The organism is Adhaeribacter rhizoryzae (assembly GCF_008629685.1).
Lineage (GTDB): Bacteria > Bacteroidota > Bacteroidia > Cytophagales > Hymenobacteraceae > Adhaeribacter > Adhaeribacter rhizoryzae.
In genome coordinates this window covers 1-20,392 of sequence record NZ_VWSF01000004.1, presented here as the reverse complement: position 1 = coordinate 20,392, position 20,392 = coordinate 1, and the positions used below count along the sequence as shown (strand labels likewise).

15 protein-coding genes are annotated in these 20,392 nt (G+C 44.5%); 11 read left to right on the top strand and 4 right to left on the bottom strand.

The window, feature by feature from the left end:
* Position 1: 1 nt before the first annotated feature.
* A complete protein-coding gene (locus tag F0145_RS06995; protein WP_150087608.1) occupies positions 2–2,179 on the top strand; it encodes a pyrroloquinoline quinone-dependent dehydrogenase in 2,178 nt (725 codons plus the stop codon).
* A 212-nt stretch (positions 2,180–2,391) separates the two neighbouring features.
* On the opposite strand, the gene F0145_RS06990 is transcribed toward F0145_RS06995, so the two are convergent.
* Complete coding sequence (locus F0145_RS06990; protein ID WP_150087607.1) at positions 2,392–3,204, bottom strand: 2,3,4,5-tetrahydropyridine-2,6-dicarboxylate N-succinyltransferase; 813 nt, start codon at positions 3,202–3,204, stop codon at positions 2,392–2,394.
* 63 nt (positions 3,205–3,267) lie between these two features.
* On the opposite strand from F0145_RS06990, the gene F0145_RS06985 reads away from it, so the two are divergent.
* From F0145_RS06985 to mnmE, 6 genes are all read left to right on the top strand, one after another.
* Complete coding sequence (locus F0145_RS06985) at positions 3,268–4,404, top strand: glycosyltransferase family protein (protein ID WP_150087606.1); 1,137 nt, start codon at positions 3,268–3,270, stop codon at positions 4,402–4,404.
* A gap of 91 nt (positions 4,405–4,495) precedes the next feature.
* Entirely contained in the window at positions 4,496–5,494 is a 999-nt protein-coding gene (locus tag F0145_RS06980; RefSeq protein WP_150087605.1) for a 3-oxoacyl-ACP synthase III family protein, read from the top strand.
* A 273-nt stretch (positions 5,495–5,767) separates the two neighbouring features.
* Positions 5,768–6,424 (top strand): metal-dependent transcriptional regulator, encoded by a 657-nt coding sequence (locus tag F0145_RS06975; RefSeq protein ID WP_150087604.1) that lies wholly within the window; start codon positions 5,768–5,770, stop codon positions 6,422–6,424.
* 42 nt (positions 6,425–6,466) lie between these two features.
* Positions 6,467–8,347 (top strand): Nramp family divalent metal transporter, encoded by a 1,881-nt coding sequence (locus tag F0145_RS06970; RefSeq protein ID WP_150087603.1) that lies wholly within the window; start codon positions 6,467–6,469, stop codon positions 8,345–8,347.
* A gap of 304 nt (positions 8,348–8,651) precedes the next feature.
* Entirely contained in the window at positions 8,652–9,182 is a 531-nt protein-coding gene (locus F0145_RS06965; RefSeq protein ID WP_150087602.1) for a thioredoxin family protein, read from the top strand.
* Positions 9,183–9,192: 10 nt separating this feature from the next.
* A complete protein-coding gene (mnmE, locus tag F0145_RS06960) occupies positions 9,193–10,575 on the top strand; it encodes a tRNA uridine-5-carboxymethylaminomethyl(34) synthesis GTPase MnmE (RefSeq protein WP_150087601.1) in 1,383 nt (460 codons plus the stop codon).
* A gap of 84 nt (positions 10,576–10,659) precedes the next feature.
* On the opposite strand, the gene F0145_RS06955 is transcribed toward mnmE, so the two are convergent.
* Entirely contained in the window at positions 10,660–12,204 is a 1,545-nt protein-coding gene (locus F0145_RS06955) for a glucuronyl esterase domain-containing protein (RefSeq protein WP_150087600.1), read from the bottom strand.
* Between the two features lie 477 nt (positions 12,205–12,681).
* On the opposite strand from F0145_RS06955, the gene F0145_RS06950 reads away from it, so the two are divergent.
* A complete protein-coding gene (locus F0145_RS06950) occupies positions 12,682–13,440 on the top strand; it encodes a class I SAM-dependent methyltransferase (RefSeq protein WP_150087599.1) in 759 nt (252 codons plus the stop codon).
* Positions 13,441–13,492: 52 nt separating this feature from the next.
* On the opposite strand, the gene uvsE is transcribed toward F0145_RS06950, so the two are convergent.
* Positions 13,493–14,455, bottom strand: coding sequence for a UV DNA damage repair endonuclease UvsE (gene uvsE / locus F0145_RS06945; protein ID WP_223815867.1), 963 nt, complete (start codon positions 14,453–14,455; stop codon positions 13,493–13,495).
* Between the two features lie 313 nt (positions 14,456–14,768).
* Here uvsE and F0145_RS06940 point away from each other — a divergent pair, with 313 nt between their 5' ends.
* The 3 genes from F0145_RS06940 to F0145_RS06930 all read left to right on the top strand — a co-directional run bounded on the left by F0145_RS06940 (position 14,769) and on the right by F0145_RS06930 (position 19,441).
* A complete protein-coding gene (locus tag F0145_RS06940) occupies positions 14,769–15,470 on the top strand; it encodes a RibD family protein (protein WP_150087598.1) in 702 nt (233 codons plus the stop codon).
* Between the two features lie 140 nt (positions 15,471–15,610).
* Positions 15,611–16,267, top strand: coding sequence for a 3-keto-disaccharide hydrolase (locus tag F0145_RS06935; protein ID WP_150087597.1), 657 nt, complete (start codon positions 15,611–15,613; stop codon positions 16,265–16,267).
* Positions 16,268–16,561: 294 nt separating this feature from the next.
* On the top strand, positions 16,562–19,441 hold the full coding sequence (locus F0145_RS06930; protein ID WP_150087596.1) for a PVC-type heme-binding CxxCH protein: 2,880 nt from the start codon (positions 16,562–16,564) through the stop codon (positions 19,439–19,441).
* Positions 19,442–19,749: 308 nt separating this feature from the next.
* Here F0145_RS06930 and F0145_RS06925 read toward each other — a convergent pair.
* Positions 19,750–20,392 (bottom strand): transposase (locus tag F0145_RS06925; RefSeq protein WP_150087595.1); only part of this gene is annotated, 643 nt, incomplete at its 5' end.

Sequence of the window (20,392 nt, the reverse complement as noted above, 5' to 3'; positions counted from 1 at the left end):
AATGAATTTGAATATTTTCTTAAAAAAGCACCTAAGCTTCTCGAAACCGCTGCTTTTGGTTTTAGCTGCATTGGCTAGCTGTACCCAGATTAACCAGAAAGTAAATCAGGCAAAAGCCCGCGTGGGCGAGGAAAAAGAGTGGCCGGTTTACGGAGGTAACGCCCAGGGCAACCGCTATTCCGGCTTAGACCAGATAAACACCCAAAATGTAAACCGCTTGCAGATTGCCTGGACGTATCATACCGGCGATAATACCGGAAAAGGTACCGAAATGCAAAGTCAACCAATTATTAAAAACGGAATTTTATACACCGCTTCGCCCAAGTTAAAGGTGCTGGCTTTAGATGCTGCTACGGGTGCTTTACGCTGGCAATTTGATCCGTTTAAAGATAAAGAACCAACTCTCCACGCTAACCGGGGGGTTGTTTACTGGGAAAATGGCAATGATAAACGAATATTATTTACAGCCGGTGCCGTTTTATATGCTTTAAACGCTGATACCGGCGAACCTGTAACTTCTTTCGGTAAAAACGGACAGGTAAGCTTATATGAAGGTTTAGGCCGGGATGTAAAGGGCTTCTATATTGTAGCTACCACCCCCGGTATTGTTTATCAGAACCTTTTGATTTTGGGTTCCCGGGTTTCCGAAAATGCTGATGCTGCGCCTGGCTTTGTGCGGGCATATAATATTGGAACGGGAGAAATTGCCTGGGTTTTTCGCACAATTCCGCAACCCGGCGAGTTTGGCCACGATACCTGGCCGGCCGATGCCTGGGAATCGGTAGGTGGGGCAAATGTCTGGAGCGGCATGAGCCTCGACGAAAAGCGAGGCTTGGTATTTTTACCGACAGGTTCAGCTTCTTTCGATTTTTACGGCGGCAACCGGCCCGGCCAGAATTTATTTGCCAACTGTATACTGGCTATAAAAGCAGCTACCGGCGAGCGCGTCTGGCACTACCAAACCGTACACCACGATATTTGGGATCGGGATTTACCTTGCCAGCCTAATTTGGTAACCGTAAACCACAACGGAAAAAAAGTGGATGCGGTAGCCCAAGCCACCAAATCAGGATTTATATTCCTGCTGGACCGCGAAACGGGAAAACCTTTGTTTCCATTAGAAGAAAGACCCGTACCAAAATCAGATTTACCGGGCGAAGTTGCCTGGCCTACGCAGCCTATTCCTTTAAAACCCGCTCCTTTTGCCCGCCAAGCATTTACCGAAGCTGATATTACAGATATTTCGCCGGAAGCTCACGCCCATGTAGCCGAACGGTTTAAGCAAGTAAGATCCGGCCAGCCTTTTATTCCGCCGAGTAAAGCAGGTACGGTTATTTTTCCCGGGTTTGATGGTGGTGCCGAATGGGGTGGCAATGCTTTCGATCCGCAGAGTGGTGTTTTGTATATAAATTCGAACGAAATGCCCTGGATTCTAACCATGGTAGATGCCAAACCCAAAACCTCCGAAAAATTATCGGCCGGAGCGCAGCTTTACCAGCAAAATTGTGCTTCCTGCCACGGGCCAGACCGCTTAGGCGACCAGCACAGTTACCCTTCGTTGGTGCAAATACAGGACCGGCTCAGTCGCCGCGACATAGAATTAACCGTAAAAAATGGCCGGGGCCGTATGCCGGCTTTTGGGCATATACCCGAAAATAACCGACAGGCTATTATTGATTTTATTATTAATCCGAATATTAAATCAACCAACGAACAAAATCAGGAAAAGGTAATAGCCAGCAAAATTCCGCAGTTACCATATACCCATACGGGCTACCACCGCTTCTTAGACCAGCAAGGTTACCCGGCCGTTAAACCGCCGTGGGGTACTTTAAATGCCATAAACCTGAACACCGGTGAATATTTGTGGCAAGTGCCATTAGGAGAATTCGCTGAACTAACTAAAAAAGGCATACCTCCTACCGGTACCGAAAACTACGGTGGCCCTATTGTAACGGCCGGCGGACTGGTATTTATTGGCGCAACAAAAGACGAAAAGTTTCGGGCTTTTGATAAGAAAACCGGTAAAATTCTTTACGAAACCACTTTGCCGGCGGGCGGCTACGCAACACCTAGTACTTACCAGGTAAATGGCAAGCAATATATTGTAATCTCCGCCGGCGGCGCAAAAATGGGTACAAAAGCCGGCGATGCCATTATAGCCTTTGCCCTCCCGTAATTTCGTTAGTCGTTAATCGTTGTTCGTTATTCGACTTCATGCTAACGAAAATTGGTTGTAGTGAACTTTAACAATAGAAAAAGCCGCTGGAGAGAATTAAATTCTTCACAGCGGCTTTTATTTTAAGCTATTTTCGTACAAAATATTAATCAGTGTCCAAATATCGAACATCCGAAAATCGAATAACGAACAACGAATAACGATTAACGAAACTAAACCGCTACGGCATTATCACGCAGCGCATCGTTTAAAGAAGTTTTCAGGTCGGTGCTTTCTTTGCGTTGGCCAATAATTAAAGCGCAAGGCACTTGGAAATCGCCAGCCGGGAATTTTTTGGTGTAAGAACCCGGAATAACTACCGAGCGGGGTGGCACATAGCCTTTATATTCTTTGGGCTCCGAACCGGTGATATCAATAATTTTAGAGCTGCCGGTAATGGTTACACCGGCACCAATTACGGCTTCCTTACCAATGCGGCAACCTTCTACCAAAATACTTCTGGAACCAATAAAAGCGCCATCTTCTACAATAACCGGTGCGGCCTGTACAGGTTCTAGTACCCCGCCTAAACCAACGCCCCCGCTCAGGTGTACGTTTTTACCAACCTGGGCACAACTGCCCACGGTGGCCCAGGTATCTACCATGGTACCGGAATCTACATAAGCGCCAATATTTACGTAAGAAGGCATCATAATTACCCCCCGCGCTAAAAAGGCACCGTAACGGGCAATGGCATGAGGTACTACGCGCACACCCAATTCGGCGTAATTTTCTTTTAAAGCAATTTTATCGTGAAACTCGAACGGGCCGGCTTTAATCGTTTCCATTTTCTGAATTGGGAAATACATTAAAACTGCTTTTTTTACCCATTCATTAACTTTCCAGTTTTCACCGTCGGGTTCGGCTACCCGAATTAAGCCTTTGTCTAAATCGGCAATAACATTGCGGATGGCTTCGGTGGTTTGCACTTGTTGTAATAAGGAACGATCTTCCCAGGCTTGTTCTATAATTTGCTGCAGCGTCATATTTAGGTTAGGGTTAATACCAGTTACATAGGTTTAAACCGTAAAAGTAGTAGTTTTACCTTAATGAAAGAAACTAGAATTCTGCTGGCATCGGTCTTAAAGCCCATTAACGACTCCCGCATGTTCCGGAAACTTGGTCTTTCATTAGCCAAATTGCCCCAAACCCAAATACAAATAGTTGGTTACGCGGCGCCCAAACCAGTTGCTCCGGAAAATATCTCTTTTTATCCGTTGTTCCGGTTTAAGCGCTTAAGTATAAATCGTTTTCTGTCTTCCTGGCGTTATTTTAAATTATTGCTACAAGTATCGCCCGCGGTTATTATTATCGGCACGCACGAACTTTTGCCGGCAACGCTACTTTACAAAATATTCCGGAAGTGCCGGGTTGTTTATGACATTCGCGAAAATTATTACCTGAACCTGACTACTCAGGGCATTTATTCGCCTGGGCTAAGCCGCTTACTGGCCAATATTATTCGCCTCACGGAACGCTTAACTGCGCCTTTTATAGATTATTTTTTTTTGGCCGAAAAAAGTTATGCCACCGAGTTACCTTTTCTGAAAGAAAAATATCTTATACTGGAAAACAAATATCAACCGGCTGCCCCGCCAATAAATAACGATTTATCATCAGCGGGCCAAAAAATTTCGGCGAAAGAAATTAACTTACTTTACAGCGGCACTATTTCGGAACTGTACGGCGTATTTTGGGCTATAAATTTACTGGAAGCTCTGAACCAGGTAGCCCCAATTTTTAGGTTAACAATTATCGGGTATTGTCCGCAGCCAGAGGTTTTAATTAAATTAAAAAACAGAATAGCCGCCAATTCATCTATTAATTTAATTGGCGGCGATTACCTGGTGCCTCATGCGGATATTTTAGCAGCAATCCAAAATAGCCACGTAGGCTTATTGCCTTATCAGCCGCACCCCAGCACCTTTAACTGTGTGCCTACCAAATTATTTGAATATTTAGGCAATGCCTTGCCCGTAATAATTCAGCGCAACCCATTGTGGGAAGAATTAATCAGACAATATGAAGCCGGTTTAAATATTAACTTTCAGAATTTTGATGCACCAGCCATTTACGCAACTTTAATCAACCAAATTTTTTATGGGCATAAAAATTTAAATACCGTTTTCTGGCAAACCGAAGAAGAAAAGCTGCTGCACTGGGCGCAAACTATTTTACCAATTTAACGTATTTAATTAGCTTGTTCTTAAAAATATTTTTAGATTAGTCTAAACTTTAATTTTAATCCTTTATATTTGATATCTAAACTTACACCATATGCGACGTGCTAAAATTTCCGGCGTAGGCCACTATGTACCCGAACGGGTGGTTACCAACCATGATTTGGAAAAAATAATGGCTACCACCAACGAATGGATTGTTGAACGAACGGGCATTCAGGAGCGGCGGTATTTTCAGGAAGGCACCGACACCACGGCCAACATGGGAACCAAGGCTGCGCGGAAAGCACTGGAAATGGCCGGCTTGCAACCTTCCGATTTAGACTTGATTATTTTTGCTACGCTAAGCCCCGATTATGTTTTTCCGGGATCGGGGGTGCTGGTGCAGCGGGAACTGGGTTTAAAAAATATTCCGGCTTTAGACGTACGCAACCAATGTTCGGGCTTTGTTTATGCGCTTTCGGTCGGCGACCAGTTTATAAAAACCGGTATGTACAACCATGTGCTGGTAATTGGCTCCGAAATTCATTCGTCGGGCCTGGATTTTACCGATCGGGGCCGCGCCGTATCGGTAATATTTGGCGATGGTGCCGGAGCCGTAGTTTTGTCGCCTGCTGAATCGGAAGACCAGGGAATATTATCGACGCACCTGCACGCCGACGGCGAACTGGCCGAAGAACTAGCCTGCACCTTCCCCACCAGCAACGTAGGGGAAAGACTCACGCACGAGATGATTGATAACGGCTCTATTTATCCTTACATGAACGGGCAAACCGTTTTTAAAAATGCCGTGGTCCGTTTTCCGGAGGTGATAAACGAGGCTTTAACGCACAATAATTTACAGGCTACCGATATTGATATGCTGATTCCGCACCAGGCAAATTTGCGGATTACTAGCTTTATTCAACAAAAAATGGGCTTGCCCGACGAAAAAGTATTCAGCAATATTCAGCGCTACGGCAATACCACAGCCGCCTCTATTCCGATAGCGTTAAGCGAAGCCGTGGAGCAAGGAAAAATTAAACAAGGCGATTTGGTCTGCCTGGCCGCTTTCGGCAGTGGCTTTACCTGGGCCTCCGCTTTAATCAGATGGTAAAATTACAGTTAACAGTAAACAATTAGCAGTTATCAGTAATCAGTAAACAGTCAGGGCTTGACCAAAAGTGGCAATCATTTTCTCTGGTTTTTTAATTATGAAGGAAACGTAGGTTCAAATAATTAGAAATCAATAGAAATTGAAACAAGAGTAAGCTTGCAACTTCTAACTGTTCACTGCTAATTGTTTACTGTCACTGCTAACTGTTTACTGATAACTGATAACTGCTAACTGTTTACTAATAATTGATAACTGTTAATTGATAACTGCAAAGTGCATAGTCATACTGAAGAAAACTACATTAAGACAATTTATAAACTTTCGACCGACGGGAAAGATGCGGTAAATACAAATGCCATTGCGGAAGTGCTGCAAACCAAGCCGGCTTCGGTGAGCGATATGCTCAAAAAATTAAGCAGTAAAAATATAATCCACTATGTAAAGTACCGGGGCGTTTTCCTGACGCCGGAAGGCAAAAAGAAAGCTTTGCAAATAATTCGGAAGCACCGCCTTTGGGAAGTTTTTCTGGTAAAAAAATTAAACTTTAGCTGGGACGAAGTACACGAGGTGGCCGAACAAATGGAGCACATTCAAAGCCCGTTGCTCATTCAGCGCCTCGACGAATATTTAGGATTTCCGAAGCAAGATCCGCACGGCGACCCGATTCCGAACGAAAAAGGAGAAATAAAACAGCACCAGCAAAGATTAGCCGCCGACCTGGATATAAACGAAAGCGGCGTAGTAGTAGGCGTAAAAGATACCCAGCCAGCTTTTTTGCAGCACCTGAATAAAATTGGTATTTACCTGGGAGCCAGCCTGCAAGTATTGGATAAAGTAGATTACGATAAGTCGCTGGAAGTAAGCATAGAAAATAACAAAAGCGTTTTAATATCCGCCGAAGTTTCCAAAAACATTTTTATATCGGCCTAAAAAGTACTGCATTGAACCAAAATATTACACAAGTTAAACACCATGCTTAACCGGACAAATGTTGGCAGTAAATCGCTCGAAGAAGTTAATGCTTCGGTTGATACTACTGTTCAGAAAGGTTTTTTCAGAAAGCTGTTTTCGTTTATGGGGCCAGCCTACCTGGTTAGTGTGGGCTACATGGACCCCGGCAACTGGGCCACTGATATTGCCGGTGGCAGTCAGTTCGGCTACAAATTAATCTGGGTTTTGCTAATGTCGAACATTATGGCGTTGCTGCTGCAAAGTTTAAGTGCGCGCCTGGGTGTAGTTCGGGGTTTAGATTTAGCCCAGGCTTCCCGCGAAACTTACCCTAAATTTATAAATATTCCGCTTTATTTCTTAGCCGAGATTGCCATTGCGGCCTGTGATTTAGCCGAAGTACTGGGCATGGCCATTGGCTTGCAATTGTTATTTGGCATTCCGCTGTTGTGGGGCGTTACCATTACCGTACTCGATACCTTTTTATTATTATTTCTGATAAACCAGGGTATGCGCAAAATGGAGGCTTTTATTCTGGCCTTGGTAAGTATTATCGGGTTTGCTTTTGTAATGGAAATGATATTTGCCAAACCCGATATGGGCGCTTTGGTGCAGGGTTTTATTCCGACCATCCCGAACAACGAAGCTTTGTATATTGCCATTGGTATTATAGGAGCAACGGTAATGCCGCATAATTTGTACCTGCATTCGTCGTTGGTGCAAAGCCGTAAATTCGAGCGCAGCGCCTCCGGTATCCGGCGGGCACTTAAATTTAATTTTATCGACTCGGCCATAGCCCTAAATCTGGCCTTTTTTGTAAACGCGGCTATTCTTATTCTGGCAGCATCGGCCTTTTATCGTAACGGCTACGTTAATGTTTCGGAAATAAAAGATGCACACAAGTTTCTGGCACCTATGCTGGGCACCGAATGGGCACCTATATTATTTGCGGTAGCCCTGATTGCGGCTGGTCAAAGCTCCACTTTAACAGGTACATTGGCCGGGCAAATTGTAATGGAAGGTTATTTAAACCTGCGCATCCAGCCTTGGTTACGCCGCATGATTACCCGTTTAATTGCCGTTATTCCGGCCTTCTTTGTTATTTTGTATTACGGCGAAGACGAAACCGGGCGTTTACTAATATTTAGTCAGGTTGTTTTAAGCTTGCAGTTGGGCTTTGCCGTTATTCCGCTTATTCATTTTGTAAGCAATAAATACAAAATGGGCGAATTTGTTATTGGGCTGAAAACCCGTCTGGCCGCCTGGGTAATTGCTACCACCATTGTAATTCTTAACGCCAAGTTGGTATTCGACCAGGTAGTAGAATGGGTTACTACCAGTTCCAATCCTATGCTTATCTGGTTGTTGGTTGTTCCGGCCATTTTAGCAGCCTTCCTGTTGCTGTTGTATATAACCTTTCAGCCGCTAGTTTCTAAGGTTATGAACTTAAATTTGGCGGGTACTACGCCCACCTTGCCTTACCAGCACCAGCAAAAACCAGCTTATCGCCGCATTGCCATTAGCCTCGATTTTTCTAAAGTAGACGAAAACGTAATTAACAGTGCGCTGGCCATCGGCACCAAAGAAGCAGAATATTTGTTAATCCACGTGGTAGAAACGGTGGGTGCGCACGTGTTCGGTAACCAAACCCACGATTTAGAAACAAAAACCGACTCCAGCCATTTGCAGCAATATGCTACCGAACTACAACAGCAAGGTTTTCGGGTTTCGGTGGAATTAGGCTTTGGCAACCCCAAACGCCGCATTCCTACCCTGGTTAAAAACTTTGAAGCCGATTTATTGGTAATGGGCTCGCACGGCCACCGTATGATGAAAGATGCTATTTTCGGCACTACCATCGATGCCGTACGCCATACCGTTAAAATTCCGGTATTAATTATTTGAGGAAGTTAAAATATTAGTAGCGTAAATATTGTTCAAAGAAAAAAGCTTTATGTTAGTTTAGGGTTGATTTTCGTTAAGGTTATTAGAAATTGGAATACAATTATCAAGCTGAATATTGCACATTGCGTGCATAATTTATTTTGGTTATTGATCCCACATCTGTCATTCAGGAGGAAACTATTTAGCAGGTAGCCAAATAGTTTCCTCCTGAATGACAGATGTGGGTTTTATAAATAGAAGTAATATTTCCATTTACTTAATTTCAATTGTAAAGGCAGCTTCTTTTAAATAATAAATTTAAATAATGAATAACTTTTCGCTGCGGGCATTTACGGGTTTACTTTGCCTGCTCTTGCTACTGGGCAGCTTTACGGGTAAGCCCGCGAAAAAAGGAAAAATAAATTGGTTAAGCCTGGAGGAAGCGGCTGCTCTGAATAAAAAGGAGCCCCGTAAAATGGTAATAGATGTTTATACCGATTGGTGCGGCTGGTGCCGGAAAATGGACCAGAGTACTTTTTCGAATCCGGAGGTTGCCGAATACGTAAACAAAAACTTTTACGCGGTAAAACTCGATGCCGAAGGTAAAAAGCCCATTACGATTAACGGTAAAACCTATAATTATAATGCACAATATCGGTCGCATGAGGTGGCAATTACTTTGCTGAGTGGTCAGATGAGTTACCCATCTACAGTTTACCTCGACGAGCAAATGAAAATTCTCGCGCCCGTTCCGGGTTATCTCGATGTACCGGCTTTTAAAGAAATATTAACTTATTTCGGAGAAAACCATTACAAGAAAAAAACTTTTCAGGAATACACGGCCGCTAAAAAATAAAACTAAGTTCTTGTATTATTCTACTAACTCTCCTGACACTATTGTTGCTTTAGCAACAGCTTCCGGTAAAGGCGCTATTGCCGTTGTTCGTTTATCGGGCCCCGAAGCTATAAATATTACGAATAAAATATTCCACGGCAAAAACCTGGACCAGCAAGCCTCACATACCCTGCACTTTGGCTCCATTCGCGACAACGGCCGGGTGCTGGATGAAGTAGTGGTTTCGCTGTTTAAAGCGCCTCACTCCTATACCAAAGAAAACGTAGTAGAAATTTCCTGCCACGGCTCCGATTATATTGTAGAACAAATTATCCGGCTTACCCTGCAACACGGTGCCCGACTGGCCCAAGCTGGCGAATTTACCAAACGCGCTTTCCTAAACGGCCAATTGGATTTAGCCCAGGCCGAAGCCGTAGCCGATTTAATTGCTTCCGATTCCCGGTTGTCGCACGAAGTAGCCATGAAGCAAATGCGCGGCGGTTTTTCGCAGGAAATAAAAAACCTACGGGCGCAGCTTATTCATTTTGCCTCGATGATTGAACTGGAACTGGACTTTAGCGAAGAAGATGTGGAATTTGCCGACCGCACTGCTTTGCAAAACCTGATTTTTAATATTCAGAAACTCATCCGGGATTTATTGAAGTCATTTGAGTTTGGCAACGTAATTAAGCACGGCGTGCCGGTAGTAATTGTAGGAAAGCCCAATGCCGGTAAATCTACACTGCTCAACGTTTTGCTGAACGAAGAAAAAGCCATTGTTTCGGATGTAGCTGGTACCACCCGCGATTTTATTGAGGATGAAATCTCCATAGAAGGCATCAGCTTCCGGTTTATTGATACCGCCGGTTTACGCGAAACCACCGACAAAGTAGAAGCTATTGGCGTAAAGCGAACCCTGCAAAAAGTTGAAGAGGCTTCCTTGGTAATATATTTATTTGATATTGCCACCACCACGCCAGAAGAGTTAACCCAGGAAATAGAAGCCTTGGCGCTGGATGAAAATACGCCAATAATAGCTGTCGCGAACAAAATAGATACGGTAAGCAGTAGCAATTTAGAAACCTACCGTCAAATTGCCGATACTATTGCCATCTCCGCTTCAGAAAAAGCAGGCATTGAAACTTTGAAGCAAAAACTCCTGGAAAAAGTAAGAGGCAACCAACTAGATACCAGCGACCAAACCATTGTTACCAATTTGCGCCATTACGAAAACCTCCAGCAAACCTACACCGCCCTCGACGATGTGCTTACCGGCATCAGCAGCAACATCAGCAGCGACTTTCTAGCCGCTGATATTCGTCGGGCGCTCTATGCCTTAGGACAGATTACCGGGGAGATAACCACCGATGATTTGCTGGATAATATATTTTCGAAGTTTTGTATTGGGAAGTAAAAGCAAATGACAATAATTTCAGGTGATAACACCTGAAATGGCTAAAATTTATTGTACAAAGAACTATCTCTTCTGTATAGCTTATTACTTGGCTTTTGCAGAAGTAGGCTGCAAAAATTTATTAGCCCAGGGTATAAAATATTTAAAATTAGGCGCATCGGTGTGGCCGCCATCGTGCTGCCGCCAGGCCAGTTCGCCATCCAGTAAACTTACATTTACGCCCGGCATTTTGGCAGTTTTATAATCATAACCAACTCCCAGGTCTTTTGCCCCTAATAATTTATATACTGGACCGGCGGCTACGGTTGCCATGTAACTGCCCTGCTGGTCCAGCCATTTAGAATCGCCTTTTTCCGGAATACCGTAGCTGATAAAAGTTGGGCGGGGTGCGCATAATGCAATTAATTGGTGCGCATCAACCGGAATATCGTTTGCTGTTTTGGCACCAAAAGAAGCTGCAGCAGCACCGTATTTCAGAAAATTGCCTGCCATCCAATGGTATTCCCCGCTAGCCGTTAAATTTTCTACGGCTTCTCCAAAGTTGCGCCGATGCAGTTTAGCCCCGCCCTCGCCCGAAGAACCAATTAAGCCCAGGGCAAACCGCTGATCAAAAGCCAAGGCCACTAAAGCCGCTTTGCCATACCTTGATACCCCCTCAATGCCAACCTGTTTGGCGTTTACGGTCGGGTCGGTTTCGAGGTAATCGAGGGCCCTGGAAGCACCCCAGGCCCAGGCACGTAAAGCGCCCCAATCTTCCGGCTTGCGTGGTTGTCCTTTATTTACCAAGCCAATGATGCCTTTGGTTAGGCCGGCGCCATTATCGGCCTGGATGCTACCGGGTTCAATCAAAACATAGCCCCAGCCGGCCGCCAGCAATTGTTGGGTAGGCGGCGGGTCGCCGGCCGGGGGCGGACCAAAAGGATTAACTGCAACAGAAGCAATGGGGTTATAAGCTGGATATTGCTCAAATATTGCTTTCAACGAAGGATCGGTTTTAACCAATAATTCTTTTAAAGCGGCATTTATTTTTTCCAGGCTTTCTTTGGGAGGCTGCGCCGGCGCGGGCAAAGCACTGCGGCTAAACATCATGAGCACCGGCACCGGCCCTTTGGCGTTGGCCGGGGTAACTACCGTTATGGCAATATTTACGTTCAGCAACGGATACTCTGAATTATCTACCTGACCAACTAGTTGTTTGGCCATTACGGGTATAAACCCCACCATTTCCCTTTCGGCAATCAAGGTTTTCCAGGTAACTTTAGGTACTTTCTGGGGCACCCGGCCAAAAACTTCCCGCTCAAAATCATCTATTATTTCGGGCCGGCGCTGCTTCCACCAAACGTCGGATGTGGTAACTTTTTTGCCGTTTTTAAGCGTTAGCACCTCTGGTAAATTTGGGTAAGGATTGGCTAAAGATTCGTCGTAGTTAGCATGATTGGGTGCCGATTCATCGCCGCTAGGTCCGGGCCGCAGCATTTTTATGCCCAGTTGCTTCAGCATATATTCATGGTCTTGGGCGGTGGTAAAATTTACTACCGGCTTATAAGCCGAAGTGGTGCCGGTAGTAGCCTGCTGCGCCGATGCCGAGGAAACAGTAAAAGCAAACCATAAATAAATTACTTTTTTCATGTGGTGGCAGATAATAAATTAATTGTATAACTATTATAAAGCAGAAGTACGGGAAAAACTTTTCGGGCAAACCGGCTTATAACAGCGCCTGCATAATAACCTAAATGGGTGGCATAAAAGATTATAATAAACCCGCTGGTATATTTTTAGCCCAATATACAATTTGTAGCAACTCAACCATGCAAAGTGTTTAATATTAACTTAAAATACCTTTTACCAGCTACTTATAAATTATTTTAATTCATAAAGCTACCAAAATTTAAAAAGTAATTATCCATTAAAGCTATAATATAGGTGCAGTAAAATATTCCTTAGTACTTACAACCAATATATCTTGATTTATGTATTTTATAAATTAAATTATATTTTAATTGCTTTGATTTAAAATTATTGTTTACCTTACCCCCACTTATTTAAATATCCTTTGCGCTAAGCAATAAAGTAGTCGACTAATATTATTTGGAATTAAGTACAAATATGATGAATGAATTACTCGAAAAAATATTTAGCACTGGTGAATTTGTAAATAAAAAACGGGAGCCGGTTAAAATTCACTCCGAAACGCCCAAATATCAGTGTGAGTTTCTGCAGCAATTAATCCGAGAAAACCAATGCAGCCGTTCCATAGAAATAGGTTTTGCCTACGGCCTCTCTACGTTAGCTATTACCGAACAAATAACCAAAAACGGTGGCATTCATTTAGTAATCGATCCGTTTGAGTATGAACATTGGGAAGGCAACGGATTAGATTTAATTGAGCAAGCCGGGTACCTGCCGTCTTTAACTTTTGTAGAAGATTTTAGCTACAAAGTTTTACCCGAGTTACTAAAACAAGAAAAACAGTTCGATTTTGCCTACATCGATTCTACTAAAGTATTCGACTTTTTAATGGTCGATTTCTTTTATTTAGATAAAATAATGGCTAAAAACGGCATTATTGTATTCGACGATGTTAATTTTCCCGGCATTAGAAAGCTACTCCGGTTAATTGCACAGTTTCCGCACTACGAAGTGCTTTCCCAAACGCCCGTAAACCCGGAGGGCCCTAAAGCGCACAATATTAATTCCATCATAAAAAAATTGCCGCGGGTAAATACCTATTTAAAACAAAAAGTAAAATCTTTGATTAACCTGGAGTTGTTAAAAGATGCCAAGCTGGGCATTAATAATCATTGTGTGGCATTACGAAAAATTGATTCTGACCACCGAAACTGGTACTGGCACCTGGAGTTTTAATTTCTGGTTAATTATTCCCCAAACAGCTCGCTAGCAAAAGAGCCATTAACCGCTAAGGATTAGAAGCCGGCATGTTAAACGTTGCCAGATATTTAGCTACGGCTAACTCTTTGGCTTTGGCTTCAAACATAATATCTACTTCCTGGCCATAGGTATTTACCGGTTCGTACAAGTAATCGGCGTGGGCCGTGGCACCGGCAGCGGGGTCTTCGTACTTTTTCTTGGAACTTGAAAAATGCACAACCGGGGTTATGTCTTCGGGCCAGGTACTCACCGCAGCTAACAAAGCTTCCTGTTCAGATAAGCCGCCGGTGCAAAACTGATGATGAAAATAATCGAACGTAATGGGAATATTTATTTGCTCGTGCAGCCATCGTAAATCCTGTACGCTAAACATATTGGCCTTATCGTCGTTTTCTACTGCCAGCCGCTTCCGGACATTTTCGGGCAAAAGCGTAAAATTTTGAGCAAAACGGGCCATAGCAGCAGTTTTATCGCCAAATGCGCCGCCCACATGAATATTTATTTTAGCATAATGCGATTGGGGTAAATGCAGTAAATCCATAATATCGGCGTGGTTTCTTAGCTCGTGTATCGTTTTAGTTAACACATGCTCCGAGTTGGCGGCCAAAACATTAAATGGCCCCGGGTGGTAAGTAAGCCGTAAATTATTTTGCGCCGCCTTTTTGCCGCAGCGTTGCAGCACAATTTTAATATCTTCGTAATCGGGCAAATCGGCTATCTGGTACTGGCTCATCCAGGGCATCATATCCGAACTCATCCGAAAAAACAAAATATTGTTTTGAATATTCCAGTCAATTATTTTCTCAAAATCAGTAAAGTTAGCCAGCGCTAAACCAGAAGCATAGATTATTCCTTTCTCCAGGAAAGTCCGTTTCATCATAGAGCGGTTTACCTGAATTTTCTGAGCCGCCAACGTTAAATTAATGGATGCATAGCCTACGCGCATAAATTTACCTGTTACTTTTTTGGCCGAAGCTAGCCCAGCGTACAAAATTTATTTCTCTTATGCCCTTTACGGTTTCGCTAAATATTCAGCGGTTATCAGCCATAAAAGCAGCAATATATTAGTAGCCATAAACCACCACTTTCTATAATTGTTTTACCAAACAGCATATTAGCCGCTCCTGCTTCAAAATCTTTAACGGATTCTTAATTGCTTCTGCAACCAATAGCAACCCGGCTTTGCGGCCACGGCATTGCCCCTAATCAATCCCAAAACAAAATTTTTCAGCACAAAACATTTTCTATTGCGTTCTTTCCAACATTCTTCTAAATGAATTTTTAACGAATAAGTAATTTATACCATGAAACCTTATGTTATTTGCCACATGCTGGGGTCGGTTGATGGCCGGATTAAACAAGATATCTGGGGATTTAAAGACCACCACAAATATTTCGAAGAAACTGCCGCCCAAATAGAAGCCGATGCCTGGCTGGTAGGCCGCGTTACCATGCAGGAATTTTCGAGTAAACAGCAATATTCGCTTGCACCTGCAGAAAAAACCATCCCGAAAGAAGATTTTGTAGCCGACCAGCCGGTAAAATCCTTTGCCGTGGTAATCGACCCGTCGGGTAAATGTTTCTGGGACACCAACATGGTTTCTACCGAACACGTGATTGAAGTACTAACCGAAAAAGTACCGGACGGCTACCTCGAACATCTCCGCAGCAAAAATGTATCGTACTTGTTTGGGGGTAAAGAAGAACTGGATCTGGATTTGGTTTTACAAAAACTGTATAGTCTTTTCGGCATCCGTACCGTGCGCATCGATGGCGGCGGCCACGTAAACGGCTCTTTCCTGAAAGCCGGCTTAATAGACGAATTCAGCCTGGTGCTGGCACCCGTTGCCGATGGGACCATTGGTTCACCAACCGTTTTTGAAGCCGAAGCAGGTTACGGCAACCGCCGAGCCACGCATTTCAAAATTAAATCAGTCGAGCAGATTTATGGAGATTTCTTATGGATTCGTTACCTGGTTGTGAAGGAGAATAATCAGGATAGATAATCAAGGATATTAAGTAAAAATAATTTATTTTTAATCGACGCTTACTTTCTTTAGATTTCCAAAGCGGGTAAGGTACTTGCGTGCCTTACCCTTAGGATTTTAAGCAGATTTAGGAGCAAATTAATTCAATCCACCACGCTATGAGAATTTTACTCTTCCTGTTAGTCCTTTTTGTTTCAAATATTCCCAACTCCATCAGTCAGCCAAAACCCAAACAAGTGCGGTTGTTCGATGGCAAAACTTTTAGGGGCTGGGAAGGCGATACCCTCCGGACCTGGCGCATTCAGGAGGGCGCTTTGGTGGGCGGCTCGCTTACCGCAAAAGTACCGCACAACGAATTTATCAGTACTACCAAAAGCTACGCTAATTATATTCTGAAGTTAAAATTTAAATTAACCGGTTCCGAAGGTTTTATAAACGGCGGGGTGCAGTTTCATAGCCAGCGCATTACCAATCCGGCTTACGAAATGATTGGTTACCAGGCCGATATTGGCAAGGGCTTCTGGGGTAGTTTGTACGACGAATCGCGCAGAAATAAGCTACTCGCCACCGCCGATTCCATGCAAATAAAAAAACTACTCCGACCCAACGACTGGAACGACTACCAAGTACACACCGAAGGCCAGCGCATCCAAATATTCCTGAACGGCACCCTAACCGTCGATTACACCGAAACCGATTTAGCAATACCGCAGTCGGGCCGCATTGCCTTGCAAATTCACGGGGGCGGCAAAGCCCAGGTTTATTACAAGGATATTATTCTGGAAGAATTGCCGGCAAAGAAAAAGCGGCTGTAATTATTAATACTTTAAAACTTGCGTGGTTTAGAGCCCGGTGCTCGTAGTTACATTTAAATACGAAAGATGCTCCGTTAAGTCAATATTTCTAAATAAGATTAACCGGTTAGGCAGCAAAATAGCTTTACAGTAAATACCAGGCTGGTTTCTTTTTAAAGTTTACAAATCTTGTTACCTTAAGAAATACTTCGTGCTCGTGTTTAGTAAAAGAATAATTGTAAAAAATATTCTATATACTAAACTTTGTAATTCAGGCCACAAGCTTTTTTATCCACCCAAAATATAGTTTAAACTATGATATTGCCCCGTTTATTGATGCTGCTGCTACTGGCAGTATTGCTCCAACCAACTATTAGTTACAGCGCTACCCCACCTAAAAACAATATTAACTCCAAAGCCGCCGCCCGCTACGACCGGGATTATACCTTGCAGGCAACCATGCTGGGTTATTTTGGTACCGATGGCAAACGGAATCCGGTGCTGCAAGCCCGCAAAGGCGAAACCGTTCGCATTAAAATTGTGAACGGCGAACTCATGACCCACGATATTGCCCTGGAAAAAATGGGTATTAAAAGTAAAGTACTGGTAGAAAAAGGCGATACCGCCAGCATTGTTTTTAAAGCTGCCCAAAGCGATACTTATTTCTGCTCGATTCCGGGCCACCGGGCTGCTGGCATGGTGGGTAAGTTTGAAGTAGTAGAAGGCCCCATTACCAAGGCCGCTACCGTAGCCGGCATGCTGCCAAAAAAAGCCGGCAAAACCCTGAACCTGAATTTCGAAAAAGGCACTCTGCAAGACTGGACCGCCACCGGCGATGCTTTTACCAACCCATTGTTTTCGCAGGACCCCTCGCCGGTACACGAAAAAGATATGAAAATTAACTTTTCGGGTAAATATTTTATCAGCAGTGGTGGCACCAAAAACTACAAGCAAACTGGCACGCTTACGTCGGTGCCTTTTACGGTTACACAGCCGTTTGCCGCTTTTAAAGTTTCGGGCGGGGCCTTGCAAGACACCCGCGTAGAACTGGTGCAAGCCGATAACAACAACGTTTTCTTCCAGATTACCGGGACCGGCCGCGCTACCCTGCAGCCGGTGGTGGTAGACCTGAAATCCGTAATGAATAAAGAAATATTTATTCGCCTGGTCGATAATGAAACCGGCATTTCTACCATTCCTTATATTGGCGATGACCGTTGGGCGCACATTAACTTCGATGATTTTCAGTTTTACCCCACCCGGCCCGAATTTTCGAACGAATTAAAACCGAGTGATATTATTATTCTGCCGCCTTTAGATCCGGTGGTTCACGCTGGCTTATCGGGTGCCGAAGCTGCTAAAAGCATGACGACCAAGCCCGGCTTTTCGGTAAAATTAGCTGCTGCCGAACCCGATATTATTCGCCCGATTAGCTTTACCATAGATACCCGCGGCCGCTTGTGGGTAGCCGAAGCGCATACTTACCCGGTGCGAGCGCCGGAAGGCCAGGGCAAAGACCGTGTATTAATTTTTGAAGATACCAACGGCGACGGCACCCTGGATAAACGCATCGTGTTTATGGAAGGCCTGAATTTAATTAGCGCCATTGAAGTAGGTATGGGTGGGGTTTGGTTAGGTTCCGCGCCGCACTTATTATTTATTCCGGTAGATAAAACCGGCGACAAACCGGCCGGTCCGCCGCAAATATTACTCGATGGCTGGGGTATTCACGATACGCACGAAATTCTGAATAATTTCCGCTGGGGGCCGGATGGCTGGCTTTATGGCACGCACGGCGTATTTACCCACTCCAACGTAGGCGCACCGGGCACCCCCGACGACCAACGCACCAAGTTAAATGCGGGCGTTTGGCGTTATCACCCCATCAGCAAAAAGTTTGAGTTGTTTGCCGAAGGCACCAGTAACCCGTGGGGCATTGATTGGAATGATCATGGCCATTCGTTTATTACGGTTTGTGTTATTCCGCACATGTTTAATATTATCCAGGGCGCGCGCTACCACCGGCAGGCCGGCAACCACTTTAATCCTTACACCTACGACGATATTAAACAATCCGGCGACCACGTGCATTGGGTAGGCGATCGCGGGCCGCATGCGGGCAACTTCCGCTCCAACGCCAAAGGTGGGGGCCACGCCCACGCCGGCGCCATGATTTACCTGGGTAACGAAAACTGGCCGCAAGAATACCGCAATAAAATATACATGAATAATATTCACGGCAGCCGGGTAAACGTAGATCAGCCTAACCGCAAAGGTTCCGGTTACTCCGTAAGCCATAACGAAGATTTTTTGTTAACCAACGACACCTGGTCGCAGTGGCTCAACTTCCGCTACGACCCCAGCGGCTCGGTGTTTGCCATTGATTGGTACGATAAAAACCAGTGCCATAGCCCCAACCCGGATGTACACCAGAAAACAATGGGCCGTATTTTTAAAATCAGCCACGAAACCGATAAATGGGTAAAGGTTGATTTAGCAAAAGCCTCCAGCCTAGATTTGGTAAATTACCATTTAAATAAAAATGAGTGGTATGTACGCAATGCCCGCCTGGTTTTACAAGAGCGCGGACCGAATAAGAAAGTCCACAAAGCCCTGAAAAAAATATTAAACAACAACCCCGATGTAACCCGCCAACTACGAGCGCTTTGGACCTTGCACGCGACCAAAGGACTTTCGGAAAAAGAGCTGCTGCACTTACTAAACCATGCAGACGAAAATATGCGTAGTTGGGCTATTCAGTTGTTGGCTGAAGACAAAAACTTATCGGAAGCGGCCCTGAAGAAATTTGCCGAAATGGCAAAAACAGATAATTCGGCTTTGGTAAGATTGTACCTGGCCTCGGCGATGCAACGGACGGCTCCCGAAAAAAGATGGGAAATCATTGCCGCTTTAATGCAACACGCCGAAGATAGAGACGACCACAACCTGCCTTTAATGCTGTGGTACGCTTTTGAACCAACCGTACCCACCGATATAAACCGGGCTATGGAAATGGCACAACAATCGAAAGTACCGCTCATTTTAAAATATACCATTCAGCGGGTGGCAGCTATAAAATCGGGCGCTTCGGTAAAACTCCTGCAAGACTTGCAGCAACGCCTGGAAAAAACAGATCATACCCATCAGAACCACGAAATATTAGCTTTAATTAAAAAAGAATTACAGCCGAAATAAAGTTTAAATTGCAAAAAGGAGATACGCCCAAAAGTTAACCTCCTAAATATTCAAATATTTAAAAGCCCTTGAAAAAAACTCAAGGGCTTTTTTATTGGCTGTAATTAATACCAATTCCTATAATCACTATCTTAAGGCTGAACAGGCATTAATTTAAAATAAAGTTTCTTTGTTGTGTATTTAGGGCGCTTTGGTATTGAGTGGTACTTTTTCTGCCTTTTCAGCTTGTGCCGGTTCGGCTTTTTTTTTCTTCTTGATGAGTTTAACCCTTCCGCCCTCCGGGCACCTTCCCTAAATTAGGGCTACGATTAGGACACAAATTTTTGGGCCAGGGTCCACCCGTGCAAGATATGCTGAAAGTAAAGCCAACCGCGCAAAAGGGTAATCACCCCCGCCTGCTTTTCGTGGGGTTTCCACCCGCCTAATCGGGCTATTATCCAGTAGCACCATTGTAAAGAGTCTTGGGGGTAAGGATTCCGCTGCTTGGCTGTTTTTCCTTCATAGCGTTTTTGTAAAGCCTGCAGACAAGCGACTTCCTGCTGGGTAAAGCTTTCTGCCAGCGGCACGGCTTCTTTCTGTTTAGAAGCCAGGTGCAAGAGCATTATCTTGCTAGCGGCAAACAAAGCCAGCAGCGTGAGTTGCACTAAAGCTTTGCCGGTTTCTAAATCCAGCAGTTCCACCTGCAAGCCTTTCTGCTTTAACAGCCGGAAGACCTGCTCAATGTTCCAGCGTAAACTATACCAGTAGATTAGCTGCTGCGCCTGTTGTTGGGTTTGGACTACATGGGTCGTGAGCAAGCGCCAGTAAATGGGCGCTTGCCCGGCGGGTGCATCTATTTCCTTGGCTTCTACCACATACAGGGCTTTGCCCACGCCTTTCATAACTAACCCCACTTTTGCCCAGCGTAAAGCCACTACCGCTTGCCTGGCTACGCGGCCGCGGCGGGTTTCG

Coding starts and splice junctions, on each gene's coding strand:
- F0145_RS06995 (WP_150087608.1), top strand. CDS start 2: ATGAATTTGAATATTTTCTTAAAAAAGCACCTAAGCTTCTCGAAACCG.
- F0145_RS06990 (WP_150087607.1), bottom strand. CDS start 3,204: ATGACGCTGCAGCAAATTATAGAACAAGCCTGGGAAGATCGTTCCTTA.
- F0145_RS06985 (WP_150087606.1), top strand. CDS start 3,268: ATGAAAGAAACTAGAATTCTGCTGGCATCGGTCTTAAAGCCCATTAAC.
- F0145_RS06980 (WP_150087605.1), top strand. CDS start 4,496: ATGCGACGTGCTAAAATTTCCGGCGTAGGCCACTATGTACCCGAACGG.
- F0145_RS06970 (WP_150087603.1), top strand. CDS start 6,467: ATGCTTAACCGGACAAATGTTGGCAGTAAATCGCTCGAAGAAGTTAAT.
- F0145_RS06965 (WP_150087602.1), top strand. CDS start 8,652: ATGAATAACTTTTCGCTGCGGGCATTTACGGGTTTACTTTGCCTGCTC.
- F0145_RS06955 (WP_150087600.1), bottom strand. CDS start 12,204: ATGAAAAAAGTAATTTATTTATGGTTTGCTTTTACTGTTTCCTCGGCA.
- F0145_RS06950 (WP_150087599.1), top strand. CDS start 12,682: ATGATGAATGAATTACTCGAAAAAATATTTAGCACTGGTGAATTTGTA.
- F0145_RS06940 (WP_150087598.1), top strand. CDS start 14,769: ATGAAACCTTATGTTATTTGCCACATGCTGGGGTCGGTTGATGGCCGG.
- F0145_RS06935 (WP_150087597.1), top strand. CDS start 15,611: ATGAGAATTTTACTCTTCCTGTTAGTCCTTTTTGTTTCAAATATTCCC.
- F0145_RS06930 (WP_150087596.1), top strand. CDS start 16,562: ATGATATTGCCCCGTTTATTGATGCTGCTGCTACTGGCAGTATTGCTC.